The organism is Microbacterium sp. ZW T5_56 (assembly GCF_044987425.1).
GTDB lineage: Bacteria > Actinomycetota > Actinomycetes > Actinomycetales > Microbacteriaceae > Microbacterium.
In genome coordinates this window covers 1-14,890 of the sequence record NZ_JBJDRI010000026.1, presented here as the reverse complement: position 1 = coordinate 14,890, position 14,890 = coordinate 1, and the positions used below count along the sequence as shown (strand labels likewise).

The 14,890-nt window shown below is 68.3% G+C and carries 13 protein-coding genes; 3 read left to right on the top strand and 10 right to left on the bottom strand.

The genetic code is table 11. From position 1 onward, the window contains the following. Positions 1-5 precede the first annotated feature (5 nt). From ACI3KU_RS13000 to ACI3KU_RS12985, 4 genes are all read right to left on the bottom strand, one after another. On the bottom strand, positions 6-764 hold the full coding sequence (locus ACI3KU_RS13000; RefSeq protein WP_404922725.1) for an ABC transporter ATP-binding protein: 759 nt from the start codon (positions 762-764) through the stop codon (positions 6-8). Further along, on the bottom strand, positions 761-1,753 hold the full coding sequence (locus ACI3KU_RS12995; protein WP_404922724.1) for an iron chelate uptake ABC transporter family permease subunit: 993 nt from the start codon (positions 1,751-1,753) through the stop codon (positions 761-763). The genes ACI3KU_RS13000 and ACI3KU_RS12995 overlap by 4 nt, the downstream gene beginning before the upstream one ends. After that, entirely contained in the window at positions 1,746-2,729 is a 984-nt protein-coding gene (locus tag ACI3KU_RS12990) for an ABC transporter permease (protein ID WP_404922723.1), read from the bottom strand. The genes ACI3KU_RS12995 and ACI3KU_RS12990 overlap by 8 nt, the downstream gene beginning before the upstream one ends. A 101-nt stretch (positions 2,730-2,830) precedes the next feature. Further along, positions 2,831-3,838, bottom strand: coding sequence for a siderophore ABC transporter substrate-binding protein (locus ACI3KU_RS12985; protein WP_404922722.1), 1,008 nt, complete (start codon positions 3,836-3,838; stop codon positions 2,831-2,833). 163 nt (positions 3,839-4,001) lie between these two features. On the opposite strand from ACI3KU_RS12985, the gene ACI3KU_RS12980 reads away from it, so the two are divergent. Further along, the gene (locus ACI3KU_RS12980; protein ID WP_404922721.1) at positions 4,002-5,378 is read left to right on the top strand and encodes an MFS transporter; all 1,377 of its coding nucleotides are present in this window, start codon (positions 4,002-4,004) and stop codon (positions 5,376-5,378) included. 72 nt (positions 5,379-5,450) lie between these two features. On the opposite strand, the gene ACI3KU_RS12975 is transcribed toward ACI3KU_RS12980, so the two are convergent. Continuing rightward, positions 5,451-6,506 (bottom strand): hypothetical protein, encoded by a 1,056-nt coding sequence (locus tag ACI3KU_RS12975; protein ID WP_404922720.1) that lies wholly within the window; start codon positions 6,504-6,506, stop codon positions 5,451-5,453. Between the two features lie 83 nt (positions 6,507-6,589). On the opposite strand from ACI3KU_RS12975, the gene radA reads away from it, so the two are divergent. Beyond that, a complete protein-coding gene (gene radA / locus ACI3KU_RS12970) occupies positions 6,590-7,960 on the top strand; it encodes a DNA repair protein RadA (RefSeq protein WP_404922719.1) in 1,371 nt (456 codons plus the stop codon). An 8-nt stretch (positions 7,961-7,968) separates the two neighbouring features. Here radA and ACI3KU_RS12965 read toward each other — a convergent pair whose 3' ends face one another. The 5 genes from ACI3KU_RS12965 to ACI3KU_RS12945 all read right to left on the bottom strand — a co-directional run bounded on the left by ACI3KU_RS12965 (position 7,969) and on the right by ACI3KU_RS12945 (position 12,456). After that, on the bottom strand, positions 7,969-9,951 hold the full coding sequence (locus tag ACI3KU_RS12965) for a beta-galactosidase (protein WP_404922718.1): 1,983 nt from the start codon (positions 9,949-9,951) through the stop codon (positions 7,969-7,971). A gap of 90 nt (positions 9,952-10,041) precedes the next feature. Then, positions 10,042-10,482 carry a hypothetical protein gene (locus ACI3KU_RS12960; RefSeq protein ID WP_404922717.1) on the bottom strand — a complete coding sequence of 147 codons (441 nt, stop codon included), beginning with the start codon at positions 10,480-10,482 and terminating at the stop codon, positions 10,042-10,044. After that, a complete protein-coding gene (locus tag ACI3KU_RS12955; RefSeq protein ID WP_404922716.1) occupies positions 10,479-10,880 on the bottom strand; it encodes a dehydrogenase in 402 nt (133 codons plus the stop codon). The genes ACI3KU_RS12960 and ACI3KU_RS12955 overlap by 4 nt, the downstream gene beginning before the upstream one ends. A gap of 315 nt (positions 10,881-11,195) precedes the next feature. Beyond that, entirely contained in the window at positions 11,196-11,873 is a 678-nt protein-coding gene (locus ACI3KU_RS12950) for a hypothetical protein (RefSeq protein ID WP_404922767.1), read from the bottom strand. A 61-nt stretch (positions 11,874-11,934) separates the two neighbouring features. Next, entirely contained in the window at positions 11,935-12,456 is a 522-nt protein-coding gene (locus ACI3KU_RS12945; RefSeq protein WP_404922715.1) for an amino-acid N-acetyltransferase, read from the bottom strand. A 76-nt stretch (positions 12,457-12,532) separates the two neighbouring features. Between ACI3KU_RS12945 and ACI3KU_RS12940 the strand changes: the two genes are divergently transcribed. Next, positions 12,533-13,642, top strand: a complete 1,110-nt coding sequence (locus ACI3KU_RS12940) for an ROK family protein (protein WP_404922714.1) — start codon at positions 12,533-12,535, stop codon at positions 13,640-13,642. The last annotated feature ends 1,248 nt before the right edge of the window (positions 13,643-14,890 follow it).

Genomic DNA, 14,890 nt, shown 5'->3' with positions numbered 1-14,890 from the left:
TCGGCTCAGCGGTAGTAGACGGCCAGGGGGAAGTCGCCGTCGGTGCGCACCTGCATGGGGGTGTCGAAGACGCGTTCCAGCACTTCGGGGACCATGAACTCGGCCGGCGTCCCGACGTGCTCCACCCGCCCGTCGCGCAGCGCCACCACGCGGTCGGCGTATGCGGCGGCGAAGTTGATGTCGTGGAGGACGATCACGATGGTGCGGCCCAGCTGATCGGCCGCACGACGCAGCTGCTTCATCATCGCGACGGCATGCTTCATGTCGAGGTTGTTGAGCGGCTCGTCGAGCAGCAGGTAGTCCGTTTCCTGCGCCAGCACCATCGCGACATACGCCCGCTGGCGCTGTCCGCCGGAGAGCTCGTCAAGGTAGCGATCGGCGAGCGGCACCAGGTCGAGGAACTCCAGCGCGGCATCCACGGCCTCGCGATCGGCGGCGGTCAGCCGTCCCTGCGAGTACGGGAAGCGCCCGAAGGCCACCAGCTGACGCACGGTCAACCGGGTGACGAAGTGGTTCTCCTGGCGCAGGATCGACACCACCTTCGCCAGCTCGCGCGACGGCGTGCGCTGCACGTCGTGGCCGCCGACCGTCGCCGTCCCGGTGGATGGGTCAAGCAGCCGACCCGCGATCGTCAACAGCGTGGACTTCCCGGCCCCGTTCGGACCGACCAGCGCGGTCACTCCCCCGGCCGGGATCTCGAGGGTGACGGGACCCAGCACACGCAGGTCGCCGTAGGACTTGGAGACGTCGGTGAAGGAGATCACATCGACCCCTTTCGCAGCAGGAGGATCACGAACGCGAGGCCGCCGACGAACTCGATGATGACGGTGACGAGACCGGCGGCGTTGAACACGTGATGAAGGATGAAATAGGCGCCCAGCAGCATCGCGGCACCCAGCAGTACGGCGAACGGCAGCACGCGCCGATGCTCTTGCGACCCGGTGAGCTGATACGCGAGCGTTGCCACGATGAAGCCGAAGAACGTCATCGGCCCCACCATCGTGGTGGAGATGGACACCAGCACCGCCACCATCACGAGGGTCGTGATGACCTCGCGCTTGTGGTTCAGGCCCAGGTTGGTGGCGGTGTCGCGCCCCAAAGCGAGGACGTCCAGCCGATGCCGACGCAGGAACACCAGCACCAGGATCACCGCCACGATGCCGTAGCCCACCGGCAGATACTCGGCGTTGGAGTTGGAGATGTTGCCGAACAGTCGCGCAGACAGGATGTCGAAGTCGCCGGGCACCAGCATGCGCTGCATGAAGCTCGACAGCGTCCCGAACCCTGCGCCGAGCACCAGACCCACCAGCAGCGTGACGTGGAGGCTGCCGCGCCGGCCGCCGAACAGCCAGCCGTACAGCAGCGTCGCGAACGCCACCATCACGGCGCTCTGCACGAGCACTTTCGGCACACCGTCGGTGGCACTCAGTGCCTGCGCGCCGAGGAAGAACGCCGTCCCGGTCTGGATCAGCACGTAGAGCGCGTCGAAGCCCATGATCGACGGTGTGAGGATGCGGTTTCCCGTGGCGGTGTGGAACAGCACCGTCGCAATCCCCTGACATGCGGCGACGAGGAGGATCGTCACCACGGTCACCGACCGCATGCGCACGATCAGCCAGAATCCCTTGCTGCCGGGCTCGGGTCCGATGTCCCAGGTCATCACCAGCACGGCGGCGATCACGACGACGCCAGCGACGATCGCAAACCGCAGCGCAACGGGGATGCCGCGGCGGACACTCACCGCCTCAGCCACGCGGACGTCCCTTCAGCAGCAGCGCGATGAAGACCGCCGCACCCACGATCCCGAGGATCATCGAGACCGGGATCTCGAACGGGAAGATGATCACCCGACCCACCACATCGCAGGCGAGCACCAGCACGCTGCCGCCCAGACACACCCACGGGATGTTGGAGCGCAGGTTGTCGCCGCGTGCCATGGTCACGAGATTCGGGACGACGAGCCCGAGGAACGGCAGGAAGCCGACGGCCACCGTCGTCACGCCCGCGGCGATCGCCACGAGCGCCGTGCCGACGAAGACGACTCGCTCGTAGTTCAGTCCGACGCTGGTCGCGACATCTTTGCCGAGCCCGGCCACGGTGAACCGATCCGCGGCGATCCACACCAGCACCACCACGATCGCCACCACCCAGAGCGACTCGTAACGCCCACGGACCACGGCGGAGAAGGACCCCTGGAACCAGGTGCCCAGCATCTGCAGCATGTTGGTGGAGGCGGCGAGGTAGGTCGTGAACGCCGACACCACGGCACCCAGCATCATGCCGACCAGCGGGACGATGAGCGAGGATCGCAGCTGAATCCGACGCAGTACCAGGATGAACAGCATGGTTCCGACGAAGGCGGCCGCCGACGCCACGATCATCCGCACCGGAATCCCGGCCTGCGGCGCGAGGAGTGTGATGAGCAGCAGACCCAGCGACGCCCACTCGGTGGTCCCCGTCGTGGTCGGCTCGACGAACCGGTTCTGCGTGAGCAGCTGCATGATGAGTCCGGCCACGCACATCGCCATCGCGGCCAGCACCAGCGAGATCGTTCGCGGGACACGCGTGATCCAGAACAGCTCACCGCCGAACTCGTCACGACCGAGGTCGTACGCGCCGACCGACAGCGACAGGGCGAGGAGCCCCAGAACGCCGATCACCCCCAGGGCCGGAGGGAGCCAGGCCGGCACGCGCCGGATGCGAGTGGTGGGCGGTGCGAAGTCAGTCATGCGTTGCGTATCCGTAAGAAGCGGACAGGGAGCCGCGGGCCGGAGAGGAGCCTCCGACCCGCGACGTGGGATCCGAACCGGCCAGCCCGGTTCGGAAGTTCTCAGCTCTTCGCGCCCGCGAAGGCCTTCGCCACCGAGTCGTAGAGGCCGGTGTAGGCCTGGATTCCCTCGGTCAGGTAGAAGTTGTTGTCGAGGTAGACGATCTGCCCCTTCTGCACCGCGGGCACGTTCTTCAGCGCCTCGGACTTCTCGATGAGCTCTGCCGCGGAGAGGTAGCCGTCCTCCTGGAAGGCACCGTCGCGATCGAGCACGATCAGCCACTCCGGGTTGGCGGCGGCGATCGCCTCCACGCTGATCTCATCACCCTGGTGGTTCGTGGAACCCGAGCTGTCGATCGCCGGCACCAGGTCGAGCTCGGTGAACAGCGAGCCGACGCCGCGTCCCTCACCGGGGGCCGCGTAGTTGATCTTGCCACCCGAGGTGATGAGTCCGGCCACGGTGGAGGTGCCGTCGTAGTTCTGCTTCGCGGCCGCGAGCGCCTCATCCATTGCGGCGTTCAGCTTCTCGGCGTCATCCTCGCGGGCGAAGATCTGGCCGAGGATCGTGGTCTGACGCTTGAGCTCCTTCACCGGGTCCTCGCCGTCACGCGGGCTGAGCTCGATGGTGGTGGGAGCCAGCGCGATGATGTCGTTGTAGAACGAGGAGAAGCGGTAGCCGCCGATCACCAGATCGGGCTCGGCCTCGACGATGGCCTCCAGGTTCGGCTCGCGGTGCATGCCCACGTCGAGCACCTTCTCATCGTCGGTGTATTTGGGCCACACCGTTCCCATGACGCCCTTCGGCGCGGCGGTGAGCGCGATGTCCCAGTCGCTGAGCGTCTGCATCACGGTGTTGTCGAGCGCGACCACGCTCTTCGGGTTCACCGGCACGGTCATCTCGCCGTGGTTGTCGGTGATCGTGACCTCCGTGGCGACGGCCTCGGTGGCGGAGGCCGTGGGTTCGACCCCTGCTCCGGCGGCCTCACCGGAGCAGCCGGTGGCGATCAGTGCGAGGGCGGCGAGGGCCGCTCCGGCAGCGAGCGAGCGTCGGAAGATGGGTCGTGCGCGCACGAGGAACTCCTGTCGATTGACGGTGTGTGGATTGCCGCGGCAGACGTGGCCGCCCTTCCAACATAGGTAAGCCTTACCTACCTCCGCGACTTCATCTGATGTTTCGTGATGGTTCTGTGATGTTGAGGAGTAGTGTGTTCCGCGAATCAACGAAGGGAGCCCGATGAGCACTGCTCTGACCGGCCAGCAGCGTCTGGTGACCACGATCGCGATCCTCGCGTCCTTCGTCACCATGCTGGATTCGTCGATCGTCAACGTGGCACTGCCCGCCATCGAACGCGAATTACACGGCGGCCTCATCACCCAGCAGTGGGTGGTGGACGGGTATCTCGTGAGCCTCAGCGCCCTCATGCTGCTGGCGGGCTCCATCGCCGATGCCTATGGCCGGATGCTCGTGATGCGCGTCGGCCTGATCGGGTTCGGCATCGCCTCCCTGGTGATCGCGGCCTCGATCGATCCCACGATGCTGGTGGTCGGCCGCGTCGTGCAGGGTGCGGCCGGAGCCTTCCTCCTGCCCAGCTCCCTCGCGCTGATCACGTCACGCATCTCTGGGCCGTCGCAGGGACATGCGATCGGCATGTGGACCGCCGTGACCACCGGCGCGATGCTGGTCGGACCGGTGCTGGGCGGCTTGCTCACCGACCACGCCTCCTGGCGTCTCGCCTTCCTCATCAATGTCCTGCCGATCGCCGTCACTCTCTGGCTGCTCACCCGACTCACGGACGCCGACACCAACAGCCGCCTGCGCATCGACTGGTTCGGCGGTATCGCCTGTGCCGTCGGGTTGGGGCTGCTCACCGTCGGCCTCATCGAACAGCCGCGTTTCGGCTGGACGTCGCCGTTCACGATCGGCTTCCTCGTGGGCGGTGCGGTCGTGCTGGCGGTGTTCCTCTGGCGACAGACACGCGTGTCCAACCCGATTCTGCCGTTCTCGCTGTTCCGTGTACGCAACTTCGCGTGGGGCAACCTCGCCACCCTGTTCATCTACGCCGCGCTTCCGCTGAACGGATTCGTGATGGGGATCTACCTGCAGGAGGAGGCGGGGATGTCGGCGACGCTGGCGGGCCTCGCGAGCCTGCCCGTCACCATCATGATGATCCTGCTCAGCTCGCGGATGGGAGCGCTCAGCGGCAAGCTCGGACCCAGGCTGTTCATGAGTGTCGGACCGCTGATCATGGCGGTCGGCGCGCTGCTGTTGCTGCTGGTGGCGCGCGACTTCGACTACTGGTGGCAGGTGCTCCCCGCGATGATCGTCATGGGCTTCGGACTCGCGGTGACGGTCTCCCCACTCACGTCGGCGATCCTCGGTTCGATCGGACCGGCGCAGTCCGGCATCGCCTCCGCCGTGAACAACGCGGTCTCGCGGTTCGCGGGACTGATCGTGATCGCGATGCTGTCGACGATCGTCGGCGGATCGCTGAACCTCGCCGGCTTCCACTCCGCCGCGCTCGTCACGGCGGGGCTGTTCGCGGCCGGCGGGATCGTCAGCTGGCTCGGCATCCGCAACGCGCCCCGCGAGGAAGAAGCCGCCTCGGACTGAGCGCCGACGGCCGACCGCGTTCCTCGCGCAACGTCGGGACAGCCGCTCCGTTGCGGCTGCCTCGACACGCTTTCACCAGGCGGCGGCAACCTCCGCGTGGGTGGCCAGCAGCCCGGCAGTCGCCTCCTGCGGCGCGCGGCCGCACCCGCACTCCGTGGCCACGCCGAACACGGACACGTGCGGAAGCGCGGCGGCGATGCGACGGTTCGCGCCCGCAACACCGTCCTCGCGGTGAATCAGGCCGAGGTACAGCTCCGTCTCGGCCGCGAGCGCGAGGCCGTCGAGCGGCGCGTAGTAGGCGTCGTCGTCGCGCTCGATCGGCACGGGCAAGTGCAGCCACGTGATCGGACGCGACGCGGCGCGGACGGTGGCGTTGGCCATCGCGACGAGGTTGCCCGCGTCGGTCGGCTCCACGAAGTGCTTCTCCGCCACGTCGCCGTAGCAGAGGTGCACCCCCACCTCGACGTCGCGGGGCACGAGGTCGATCATCCGGGCGACGCGCGCCGCGAGGTCTTCGAGCGGATCCTCGTCGGTCCACCAGGCGCGCATGCGCGTGCCGTAGGTCTCCGCCCCCTCGATGATGCCCATCTCCGGGGCGACGTCCCACTGGATCGCCAGGTCCTCGTGCGGGATCGTGGTGTGGATCTCCGCCACCTCGCGCTCGATGGCCGCCGTGTAGACCGGCTCGATAGCCGCGCGCTGCTCGAACGGGAAGAAGGAGTTCACCACCGCCAGCGGCGTGGGAAGCGCCACTTCGAAGCGCGTGCCCGCGGCGATCACGCCCTCCGCGCGGAGGCGGGTGAACACCGCGTACGACTCGCGCGCCGCGGCCGCATAGCCGAGCGGCGGGAGTCGGAGCTCGGCCGCGTCAACGCCGTCGGCGATGCGCAGCGGGCGCGCGTCGAGGCCGGCGGGGAAGGGAATCGGCTCGGCGCCGACGCGCTCGATTCCTTCTGTCTCGCCGAGGATATCGGGCTGGCACATGATCCAGTGGAACCGCTTGCCCACCTCGCCGTCCGGAATGCGCTTCAGCCGTGCGCCCAGAACCTCCGCTGCGGTGCGGAACGTGGTCTCCGCGTCGGGGTAGTTGACGCTGCCGACCAGCAGGGCGCCCTGGGGCTGTGACATGAGATCTCGCTTCACTCGGGTGGTTCTCCTCCATCGTTTCACAGCGCGCCGACAGTGTCGGTGGCACCGCCTAGCCTGGAGACATGGCCACCACCAAGCGCGCGAGCACCGCCGGATACCGCTGCACCGAGTGCGGCTGGACGGCGCCCAAGTGGGTCGGGCGCTGCGGGGAGTGCCAGCAGTGGGGAACGGTGGTAGAGCTGGCCGAGCAGACCGGGATCGCCCGACCGCAGGTGCAGGCGACCGCGCCCGCCACCGACCGCTCAGCGCGACCCATCACGCAGATCGACACCACCCAGGTCCCGCGCCGCACCACCGGCGTCGGCGAGTTCGACCGGGTCCTCGGCGGCGGTCTGGTTCCGGGCGCCGTGATCCTCCTCTCCGGCGAACCCGGTGTCGGCAAGTCCACCATGCTGCTCGATGTCGCGGCGGCGGCGGCCCGCGCGGGGCGACGCGTTCTGTATGCCAGCGGTGAGGAATCCGCAGCACAGGTGCGGTTGCGCGCGGAGCGCACAGGCGCGCTGGAAGACGAGCTCTACCTCGCCTCCGAAACGGACCTCGGCACCATCCTCGGCCACATCGACGCCGTCGAACCGGGGCTGGTGATCGTCGATTCCGTGCAGACCGTCTCCTCCGCGCTGTCCGATGGCGCGGCCGGTCACCCGAGCCAGGTGCGGGAGGTCGCCGCCACGCTTGTGCGGGTGGCCAAGGAGCGGGACCTGCCCATCATCATCGTCGGCCACGTCACCAAAGACGGGCAGGTGGCGGGGCCACGGATCCTGGAGCACCTGGTCGATGTGGTGTGTCAGTTCGAGGGCGACCCACAGACGGCGCTGCGATTCCTGCGCTCGCTGAAGAACCGGTTCGGCGCCACGGATGAGGTCGGCTGCTTCGAGATGACCGGCGACGGCATCGCCGAAGTTCCCGACCCCTCGCAGCGCTTCTTGTCCCGCGGCAAGCCGCAGCCCGGCACGTGCGTGGGAATCGCTCTGGAGGGTCGTCGCGCCCTCGCGGTCGAGGTGCAGGCGCTCACGATCGCGACCAGTGCGCCCAACCCCCGACGCGTTGTGCAGGGGGTCGATGGGGCACGTGTGGCGATGGTGCTCGCCCTGCTCGAGAGTCGCGCTGGGCTCCGCCTGAGCGGCCAGGATGTGTACGTCTCCACGGTCGGCGGCGTGCGCTTCACCGAGCCTGCAGCCGATCTCGCTATCGCCGTGGCGGTGTATCACGCCGTCAAGAATCGAGCGATCCCGCGAACGGTTGCGGCCATCGGCGAACTGTCCCTGGCCAGCGAGGTTCGGGCTGTCACCCAAGCGGCACGACGACGCAGCGAGGCAGCGCGCCTCGGCTACGCGCACGTGGTCGACGAACGGTTCCAAGACCTCAGTGGCGTGCTCAACATCCTCAACACGCGCACGCTTGCGCGGGCCGGCGAGGAATCACCGGAGTTCTGAATCGGCGCTCAGGCGCGCAGCATCACCCAGCCGAACGGCTCCAGTGCCGGATCCACGACCCGCTCGCCCGTGCGGAAGTCGGCGCCCGCGACCGTGACACGCACCGTTTCAGCCGAGTGGTTGATCACCGTGAGCACCGACCCGCGCCGTGCCACCTCGACCCCCGCTGGCAGGCCCTCGATCAACGGCGTCACTCCCGCCTGTGCGGCGAAGTACGGTGCCAACGTTCTCGTCGCAGCGGCCGTCGGGACGGTGGCGAGGTAGAACGCGCGCCCGGCACCGCTGGTGTTGACCGTGAGAGCCGGATCGCCATCGCGTCGACCGCCGCTGAAGCGTGCCAGAACGTCAGCGCCGACGGCGTGGATCTCCTCCGCCAGCAGCTCTCCGTCGAAAGCCGGGAGGGCATCATCCCCCGCGACCACGCGCACGATCCGCTCGCCGGGTCCCTGCTCCGTCACCGGCACCAGCCCCCCGAAATCCTCCAGCCGGACACCCAGCGTCGCGCCGAGTCGGGTGAGGAAGCCGCCGGGCAGGAACGCGTCCTGCTCGTCCACCACATCGCTGAACACGCCGATCACGAGGGTGCCTCCCGCCGCGACGTAGTCCCGCAGGTTCTCCGCCGCCGCATCGGCCAGCAGGTACAGCTGCGGTGCGACCACGAGGTCGTACCGAGACAGATCGGCCGCCGGGTGCACGAAGTCCACACCGATCGCGGCCGCATCGAACGCGGCGTACCACTGCTTGATGATCTCGAGATAGTCGATGCCGACCGGGTGGTCGGTGCCCGACAGCGCCCACATGTTCTCGTATTCGAACACCAGCCCGATCCGCGCCGTGTCGTCGGCTTCCGGCAGTGTCGGCAGCTCGGCCAGAGTCTGGCCCAGCGCCACGACTTCGCGCCAGATTCGGGTGTCGGTGCCGGCGTGCGGGAGCATCGCCGAGTGGAACTTCTCGGTGCCGGCGCGCGACTGGCGCCACTGGAAGAACAGCACGCCGTCCGCGCCGCGTGCCACCGCCTGTATGCTGAGGGCCGCCATCTGTCCCGGCGCCTTCGGCGCGTTGGCGGGTCGCCAGTTCAGCGCGCCCGAGGCCTGCTCCATCAGTAGCCAGCCCGGTCCGCCGGCGAATGAGCGCATCAGGTCGCGATGGAACCCGCCGACCGTGCGGAACGACTCCGGATCGTTAGGGTCCGGGTAGCAGTCGTCGCTGATCACGTCGAGGTGGGGTGCCCACTTCCAGTAGTCCACGGTCGGCGACTGCCCCATGAAGTTCGTGGTGATCGGCTGACGAGCACCGGACTCGCGGATGATCTCCTTCTCCATGAGGTACAGCTCGAGCATCGAATCGGACGTGAAACGATGGAAGTCAAGACGATGCGCCGGGTTGTGGTGGTACGGAGCGGCACGCGGCGGTAGAACCTGCTCGAAGTCGGAGTACATCTGCGACCAGAAGCTGGTCCCCCACGCCGCATTCAGCGCCGCAACCGAGCCGTAGCGCGCACGGAGCCACGCGCGAAACGCCACGGCAGCCGCGTCCGAGTAGTCCGCCACCAGGTGGCAGCCGTACTCGTTGTTGATGTGCCACATCACGACGGCGGGATGATCCGCGTAGCGTTCGGCGATCGCGGTGACCAGGTCTGCGGCCAGCCGTCGGTACACCGGCGAGCTGGGCGCGTAGTGCTGGCGGCTTCCCGGCCCCAGCGTGACGCCCTCGGCGGTCACCGGCAGGATCTCCGGGTACTTCAGGTGCATCCACGGCGGCGGCGATGCCGTGGCGGTTGCCAGATCGACGGTGATCCCGGCCGCGTGCAGGCGGCCGATGATGTCATCGAGCCACTCGAAGTCGAAGACTCCCTCATCCGGCTGGATGCGCGACCACGAGAAGATGCCGAGGCTGACCATCGTGACACCGGCTTCGCGCATGCGCCCGATGTCCTCGTCCCATACCTCGCGCGGCCACTGCTCCGGGTTGTAATCGCCGCCGTAGTGCATTCGTTCCTCGCCATGTCAACGTTGAAATGTGATCGTCAACATCGATCCTGCCGATCGACGGCGCGGAGGTCAAACGGGAAATGAAACGAATCAGTTTGACGGAGACGCGGAGGCCTTCGCGGCGGCGACGAAGAAGATGCGATCATAGGTGCATCCGGCGGGAACGTAGGTGACGGGCCCGATGAGTCCGTTGTCGACATATCCGCCGCGGAGGTCGATCTCTCCGCCCGCAGCGACCGTCTGAGTGGCGGTCGTGAGCGTGGCCCCATCCCATGTCGCCTGGCCCACCGGGAACACGGGAAGCACCGAGCTGCCGTCCTCGGCGGTAACCGAGACGCAGTCGGCCGTCGCCGTCAGCGTTCCCGTCGCGGTGTCAGTGAGGTCGGAACTCGCCTTCGGATAGAACGCGACCGGTCCGGAATCCGGGACCTCCTCATCGCCCGCTGCTGAGAAGGCAGAACAGCCAGTGAGGATTCCACCGACGAGCAGGACGGCGGCGACGAGCGCGCCGCGGCGCAGAGCGACGTTCACAGTGCCAGCGCCGCACGCAGGTCGTCGACGTCCGCCTGCATCGCATGCGGACCGGCGATGTCGAAGAACACTGTCGTGATCTCGTCGCGGTGCTCCTCGAGGAAGTCGTGCAGCCACAGCGGCGAGAACAGGCCGACCCCGGGCGGGAGATTGGCCGGCTTGTTGCGAGCGTCGCTGAACAGCAGCAGAGCCACCTGCCCCGTTGTCGAATCACGATAGGTCCACACTTCGCCGCCGTCGAGCGGGTTGTCCCGGCCACCCGGCTTGAGCAGCGGGACCACCGTGTTGCCGTTTCGCAGCGCCAGCGCGACGGCAGCCATGTCCTGCTTCTCCAGCGCCTGTGCGAGCGCCTCGGAACGGAACTCTTTCGTGGTGATCTTCTTGCGAGCCGACGCCATGAATCCAGGGTATCTGGCTCGGCGCGCGTCACCGCGATCGAGAGAGGGGGTGGGCCCTCTCAGATGACCCATTGGGGGCCGGGGCATGTGAGAGGGCCCGCTGCTCTCCGGAACGATTGATGCATCGGCTGAAGTTGGGGACGTTTGCCGGCATTCGCTGCTGGGGACAACTCACAATCGAGTGATCCGGGAGCTGCGTTCAGCCTATACCACTCGCCGCCACCATGCGACCCTCTCATGTCCGCGAGACTTCCCTCTGTGGGCGAGAATCGGCGCGTTGCGGTGATTCTCACCCACAGACGGAAGTCTCGCGGGTCAGTAGAGGAGGAACTGGCGGGTCTCGGTGGAGGCGATGCCGCCGATCGAGACCGTCAGATGGTACGACGCGCCGGCAGCAGGGGCGACCTCGCGATTGGGATCGTCACAGGTGGCCGGATCCGACCGTGTGCGGTCCCAGATGACGGGAGTCTGCGAGGACACGGTCTGTCCCGCCTCGATCGTCGCGGCCTGGTTCGTGGGGTTGGCCTGGCAGTCGGTGGAGCGCCAGTACACATCGCTCCCGCTCGAGATGCTGAAGACCTGCAGGGCGGTTCCCACATCCAGGGTGCAGGGTGCCGCCGAGGTGTTCGACAGGGTGAGCGTGAGCTGCGGATTCTCCCCGGCCGCGTACTGATCTTTGTCCGTGGCCGCGGTCACCGACACCTGCTGCGCCGTGCACGCCTGCGGCTCGGTGCTCATCGGCGCCCCGGACGGCTCCGGCGCATCGCTCGCGGGAGTATCCGTCGTCGGCGCGTCCGCCGCAGGGGGCACGGAATCGCCGGCCGGCGGAGTCGTCAGCGACGTGGTCGCGTCGGGAGTCGCGGCTCCGGTGCGCCACGGCTGCCAGATCAGCACCGCCACAACGGCGGCGACGACCAGGAACACCAGCAGCACGGCCAAGCGCCGGCGCCGATACACGGCGGGCGACTGCCGACGACGAGGGGTGGCGTTCATCACGACACCAGGCTAATCCGCTCGCCCCCGCCGGGCCTGAGGACGCACCGAGCGTCGGCCGCTACGCCCGCCCGGTGTGGCCCAGCTGCTTCAGCATGCGCGTGTTGCCGAGAGTGTTGGGCTTCACGTGCGCGAGGTCGAGAAACTCCGCGACACCGGCATCGGGACTGCGCAGCAGCTGCGCGTACACCTCGTCGCTGACCACCTGCTTCTCGTCGATCGGCTCGAAGCCGTGGCGGGAGAAGAACTCCACCTCGAAGGTGAGGCAGAACAGCCTCCGCAGGCCCAGCGCGCGGGCCTTCTCCTCCAGAGCGTCCACGATGCGGCCGCCGATGCCGTGTCGCAGCCAGTCCTCGCGGATCAGCAGCGTGCGCACCTCACCGAGACTGCGCCACATGACGTGCAGTGCACCGCAGCCAACGATCTGTCCGTCGACTTCGGCGACCATGAACTCCTGCACCGCCTCATACAGCGCCACCATCTCCTTGCCGAGCAGGATCTTTCGATCAACGAGAGGCTCGAGGAGGCTGTGGATGGCACGCACATCATCGGTGCGGGCAGGGCGGACGACGATCTCGGACACGTCAAAAATCCTAGGCCCGTCAGGTGGGCGCATCCCGAGATGACGCGGCGTGCGCCGCTGTGATATTCCAGATTGCATGGCGAGCGATATCACGGGCACCGATCTGGCGATGATGCGCCGGCTCAACGAGCGCGCGGTGCTCGCGAGCCTGTGGGACGCGGACAAGGCCCTCACCTCCACCCAGCTCGCCGAGGCCACGGGGCTTTCCCGCACCACCGTGGAGGCGGTGCTGGCCGACCTCACCGAATCCAGCTACGTCACCGTGGAGACCACACGCACAGGTCGGGCAGGACGACCGGCGCGCCGATTCGCGTTCGACGCGGCGCGCGGCTCACTCATCGCGGTGGACATCGGTCCCGGCGCGATCACCGGGCTGGCGAGCGATCTGCGCGGCGGCGTGCTCACGCATCCCCTGCGGTGGGAGACGGATCTGCGCGATTCGCGTGCCGCGCTCGCCGCCATCCGCGCCATGGTGGACGCGCTCGTGCAGGATGGCCGGCTGGATTCTCAACGCATCGACTCGCTCGTCGTGGGGATGCCGGCGGTGATCGACCCGACCGGGTCACCGGTGCTGAGCCATGTGGTGCCCGCATGGATCACGGACGACCTGCGCACGGGTGTCCTGGCCGCCTTCCCGACCGTTGCGGTGTCGTTCGACAACGACACGAAGCTGGCGGCGCACCTCGAGGCGATGTCCGGATCCGTCGTGCCGGGCGAGACCGTGGTGCTGCTGCGGACGGGGCACCGGATCTCGGCCGCCTCGATCATCAACGGCGAGGTGGCGATGGGCGCGAACGGTGCGGCGGGCGAGATCGGATCACTGGCGAACATCGGCTGGCGCGGCGCTCGTCTCGCGCTCACGGCGGGCAGTGCGGACACCGTGGCGGAGGCTTTCGAGGCCGCCGACGAGGGCGATCCGACCGCGCTCGACGCCGTGCGTGCGTTCGCAGAGCAGATCGCGCTCGGTGCTGCCGCGATGGCACTCACGCTGGACCCGCACGCCATCATCCTCAACACGACGATCCCGCGGTCGGAGTCGACGCTGCCCGCCCTGCTGCAGGAGGCCATCACCCGCCGACTCATGTTCCCGATCGAGTTCCGGCTGTCGGAGCTGGGCCCCGATGCGCCGTGCCGCGGCGCGCTGCTTCGCTCCGCCGCCGCCGTCCGCGAGCGTCTCCTGAGCTGAACCGCTCTCAGCTTCTGCTGTCGCCGGGCTGCGTCGCGACGTTTGTGAGACCAGCGCCCGGCGTGGTCTCACAACATGCGCCGGCACGGGGCGGAGAGAGCCAGATGGTGAGACCACAGCGCTGTCCACCTCCCCCGGCCGCCGCCCCTACATCGGCGTCGGGGCTCACGCCCTCCGCTCCTCCGTCCCGCTCCTCCGCGCCGCCGTCCCGTGACCGCCTCCTGATGTGAACCGCTCTCAGTTTCTGCAGCCCCCGCCGTGTGTCACGACGTCTTGTGAGACCAGCGTGCGGCGTGGTCTCGCAAGATGCGCCTGGACCGGGGCGGACAAGGCAGATCGTGAGACCACAGCCCTCGCGTCCGCCCCAGCCTGTGGCTCAGCTCGGACCCACCACCCGCGCCGCAGCCCGCCCTTCAGCGCCGCAGGCCGCCCTTCAGCGCCGCGGCTCGCCCCTCCGCGCCGCGGCTCGCCCCTCAGCTCAGCCGCCGTCCCCTGACCGACTCCCGAGCTGAACCGCTCTCAGCTTCTGCTGCCACCGCGGTGCGTCACGACGTTTTGTGAGACCAGCACCCGGCGTGGTCTCACCAACGGCGACTGGGCGCGGCGGAGAGAGCAGATCGTGAGACCACAGTCCTGGCTGCCGCCCCGGCCAGCGCTGAGGTCGACCCAACACCCGCGCCGCGGCCCGCTCCTCCACTCAGCCGCCGTCCGGTGACCGTCTCCTGGGCTGAACCGCTCTCAGCTTCTGCTGCCACCGCGGTGCGTCACGACGTTTGTGAGACCAGCGCCTGGGGTGGTCTCACAAGCGGCGACTGGGCACGCCGAAGAGAGTAGATCGTGAGACCACAGTCCTGGCTGCCGCCCCGGCCAGCGCTGAGGTCGGCCCCAACACCCGCGCCGCAAACCCGCTCCTCCACTCAGCCGCCATCCGCGACCGCCTCCAGCTGACCGCTCTCAGCTTCTGTTGCCACCGCCGTGTGTCGCAACGCTTTGTGAGACCAGCCCGGGGCGTGGTCTCACAAGCGGCGACTGGGCGCGCCGAAGAGAGCAGATCATGAGACCACAGCCTTCGCCACCGCCCCGGCCAGTGGCTGAGGTCGGCTCCGACACCCGCGCCGCGGCCCGCTCCTCCACTCAGCCGCCATCCGCGACCGCCTCCAGCTGACCGCTCTCAGCTTCTGTTGCCACCGCCGTGTGTCGCAACGCTTTGTGAGACCAGCCCGGGGCGTGGTCTCACAAGCGGCGACT

What these genes read in the sequence shown, in the direction of transcription:
- ACI3KU_RS12975 (WP_404922720.1), bottom strand. Translation starts at nt 6,506, where the DNA reads ATGTCACAGCCCCAGGGCGCCCTGCTGGTCGGCAGCGTCAACTACCCC.
- radA (WP_404922719.1), top strand. Translation starts at nt 6,590, where the DNA reads ATGGCCACCACCAAGCGCGCGAGCACCGCCGGATACCGCTGCACCGAG.
- ACI3KU_RS12980 (WP_404922721.1), top strand. Translation starts at nt 4,002, where the DNA reads ATGAGCACTGCTCTGACCGGCCAGCAGCGTCTGGTGACCACGATCGCG.
- ACI3KU_RS12965 (WP_404922718.1), bottom strand. Translation starts at nt 9,951, where the DNA reads ATGCACTACGGCGGCGATTACAACCCGGAGCAGTGGCCGCGCGAGGTA.
- ACI3KU_RS12955 (WP_404922716.1), bottom strand. Translation starts at nt 10,880, where the DNA reads ATGGCGTCGGCTCGCAAGAAGATCACCACGAAAGAGTTCCGTTCCGAG.
- ACI3KU_RS12950 (WP_404922767.1), bottom strand. Translation starts at nt 11,873, where the DNA reads ATGAACGCCACCCCTCGTCGTCGGCAGTCGCCCGCCGTGTATCGGCGC.
- ACI3KU_RS12990 (WP_404922723.1), bottom strand. Translation starts at nt 2,729, where the DNA reads ATGACTGACTTCGCACCGCCCACCACTCGCATCCGGCGCGTGCCGGCC.
- ACI3KU_RS12940 (WP_404922714.1), top strand. Translation starts at nt 12,533, where the DNA reads ATGGCGAGCGATATCACGGGCACCGATCTGGCGATGATGCGCCGGCTC.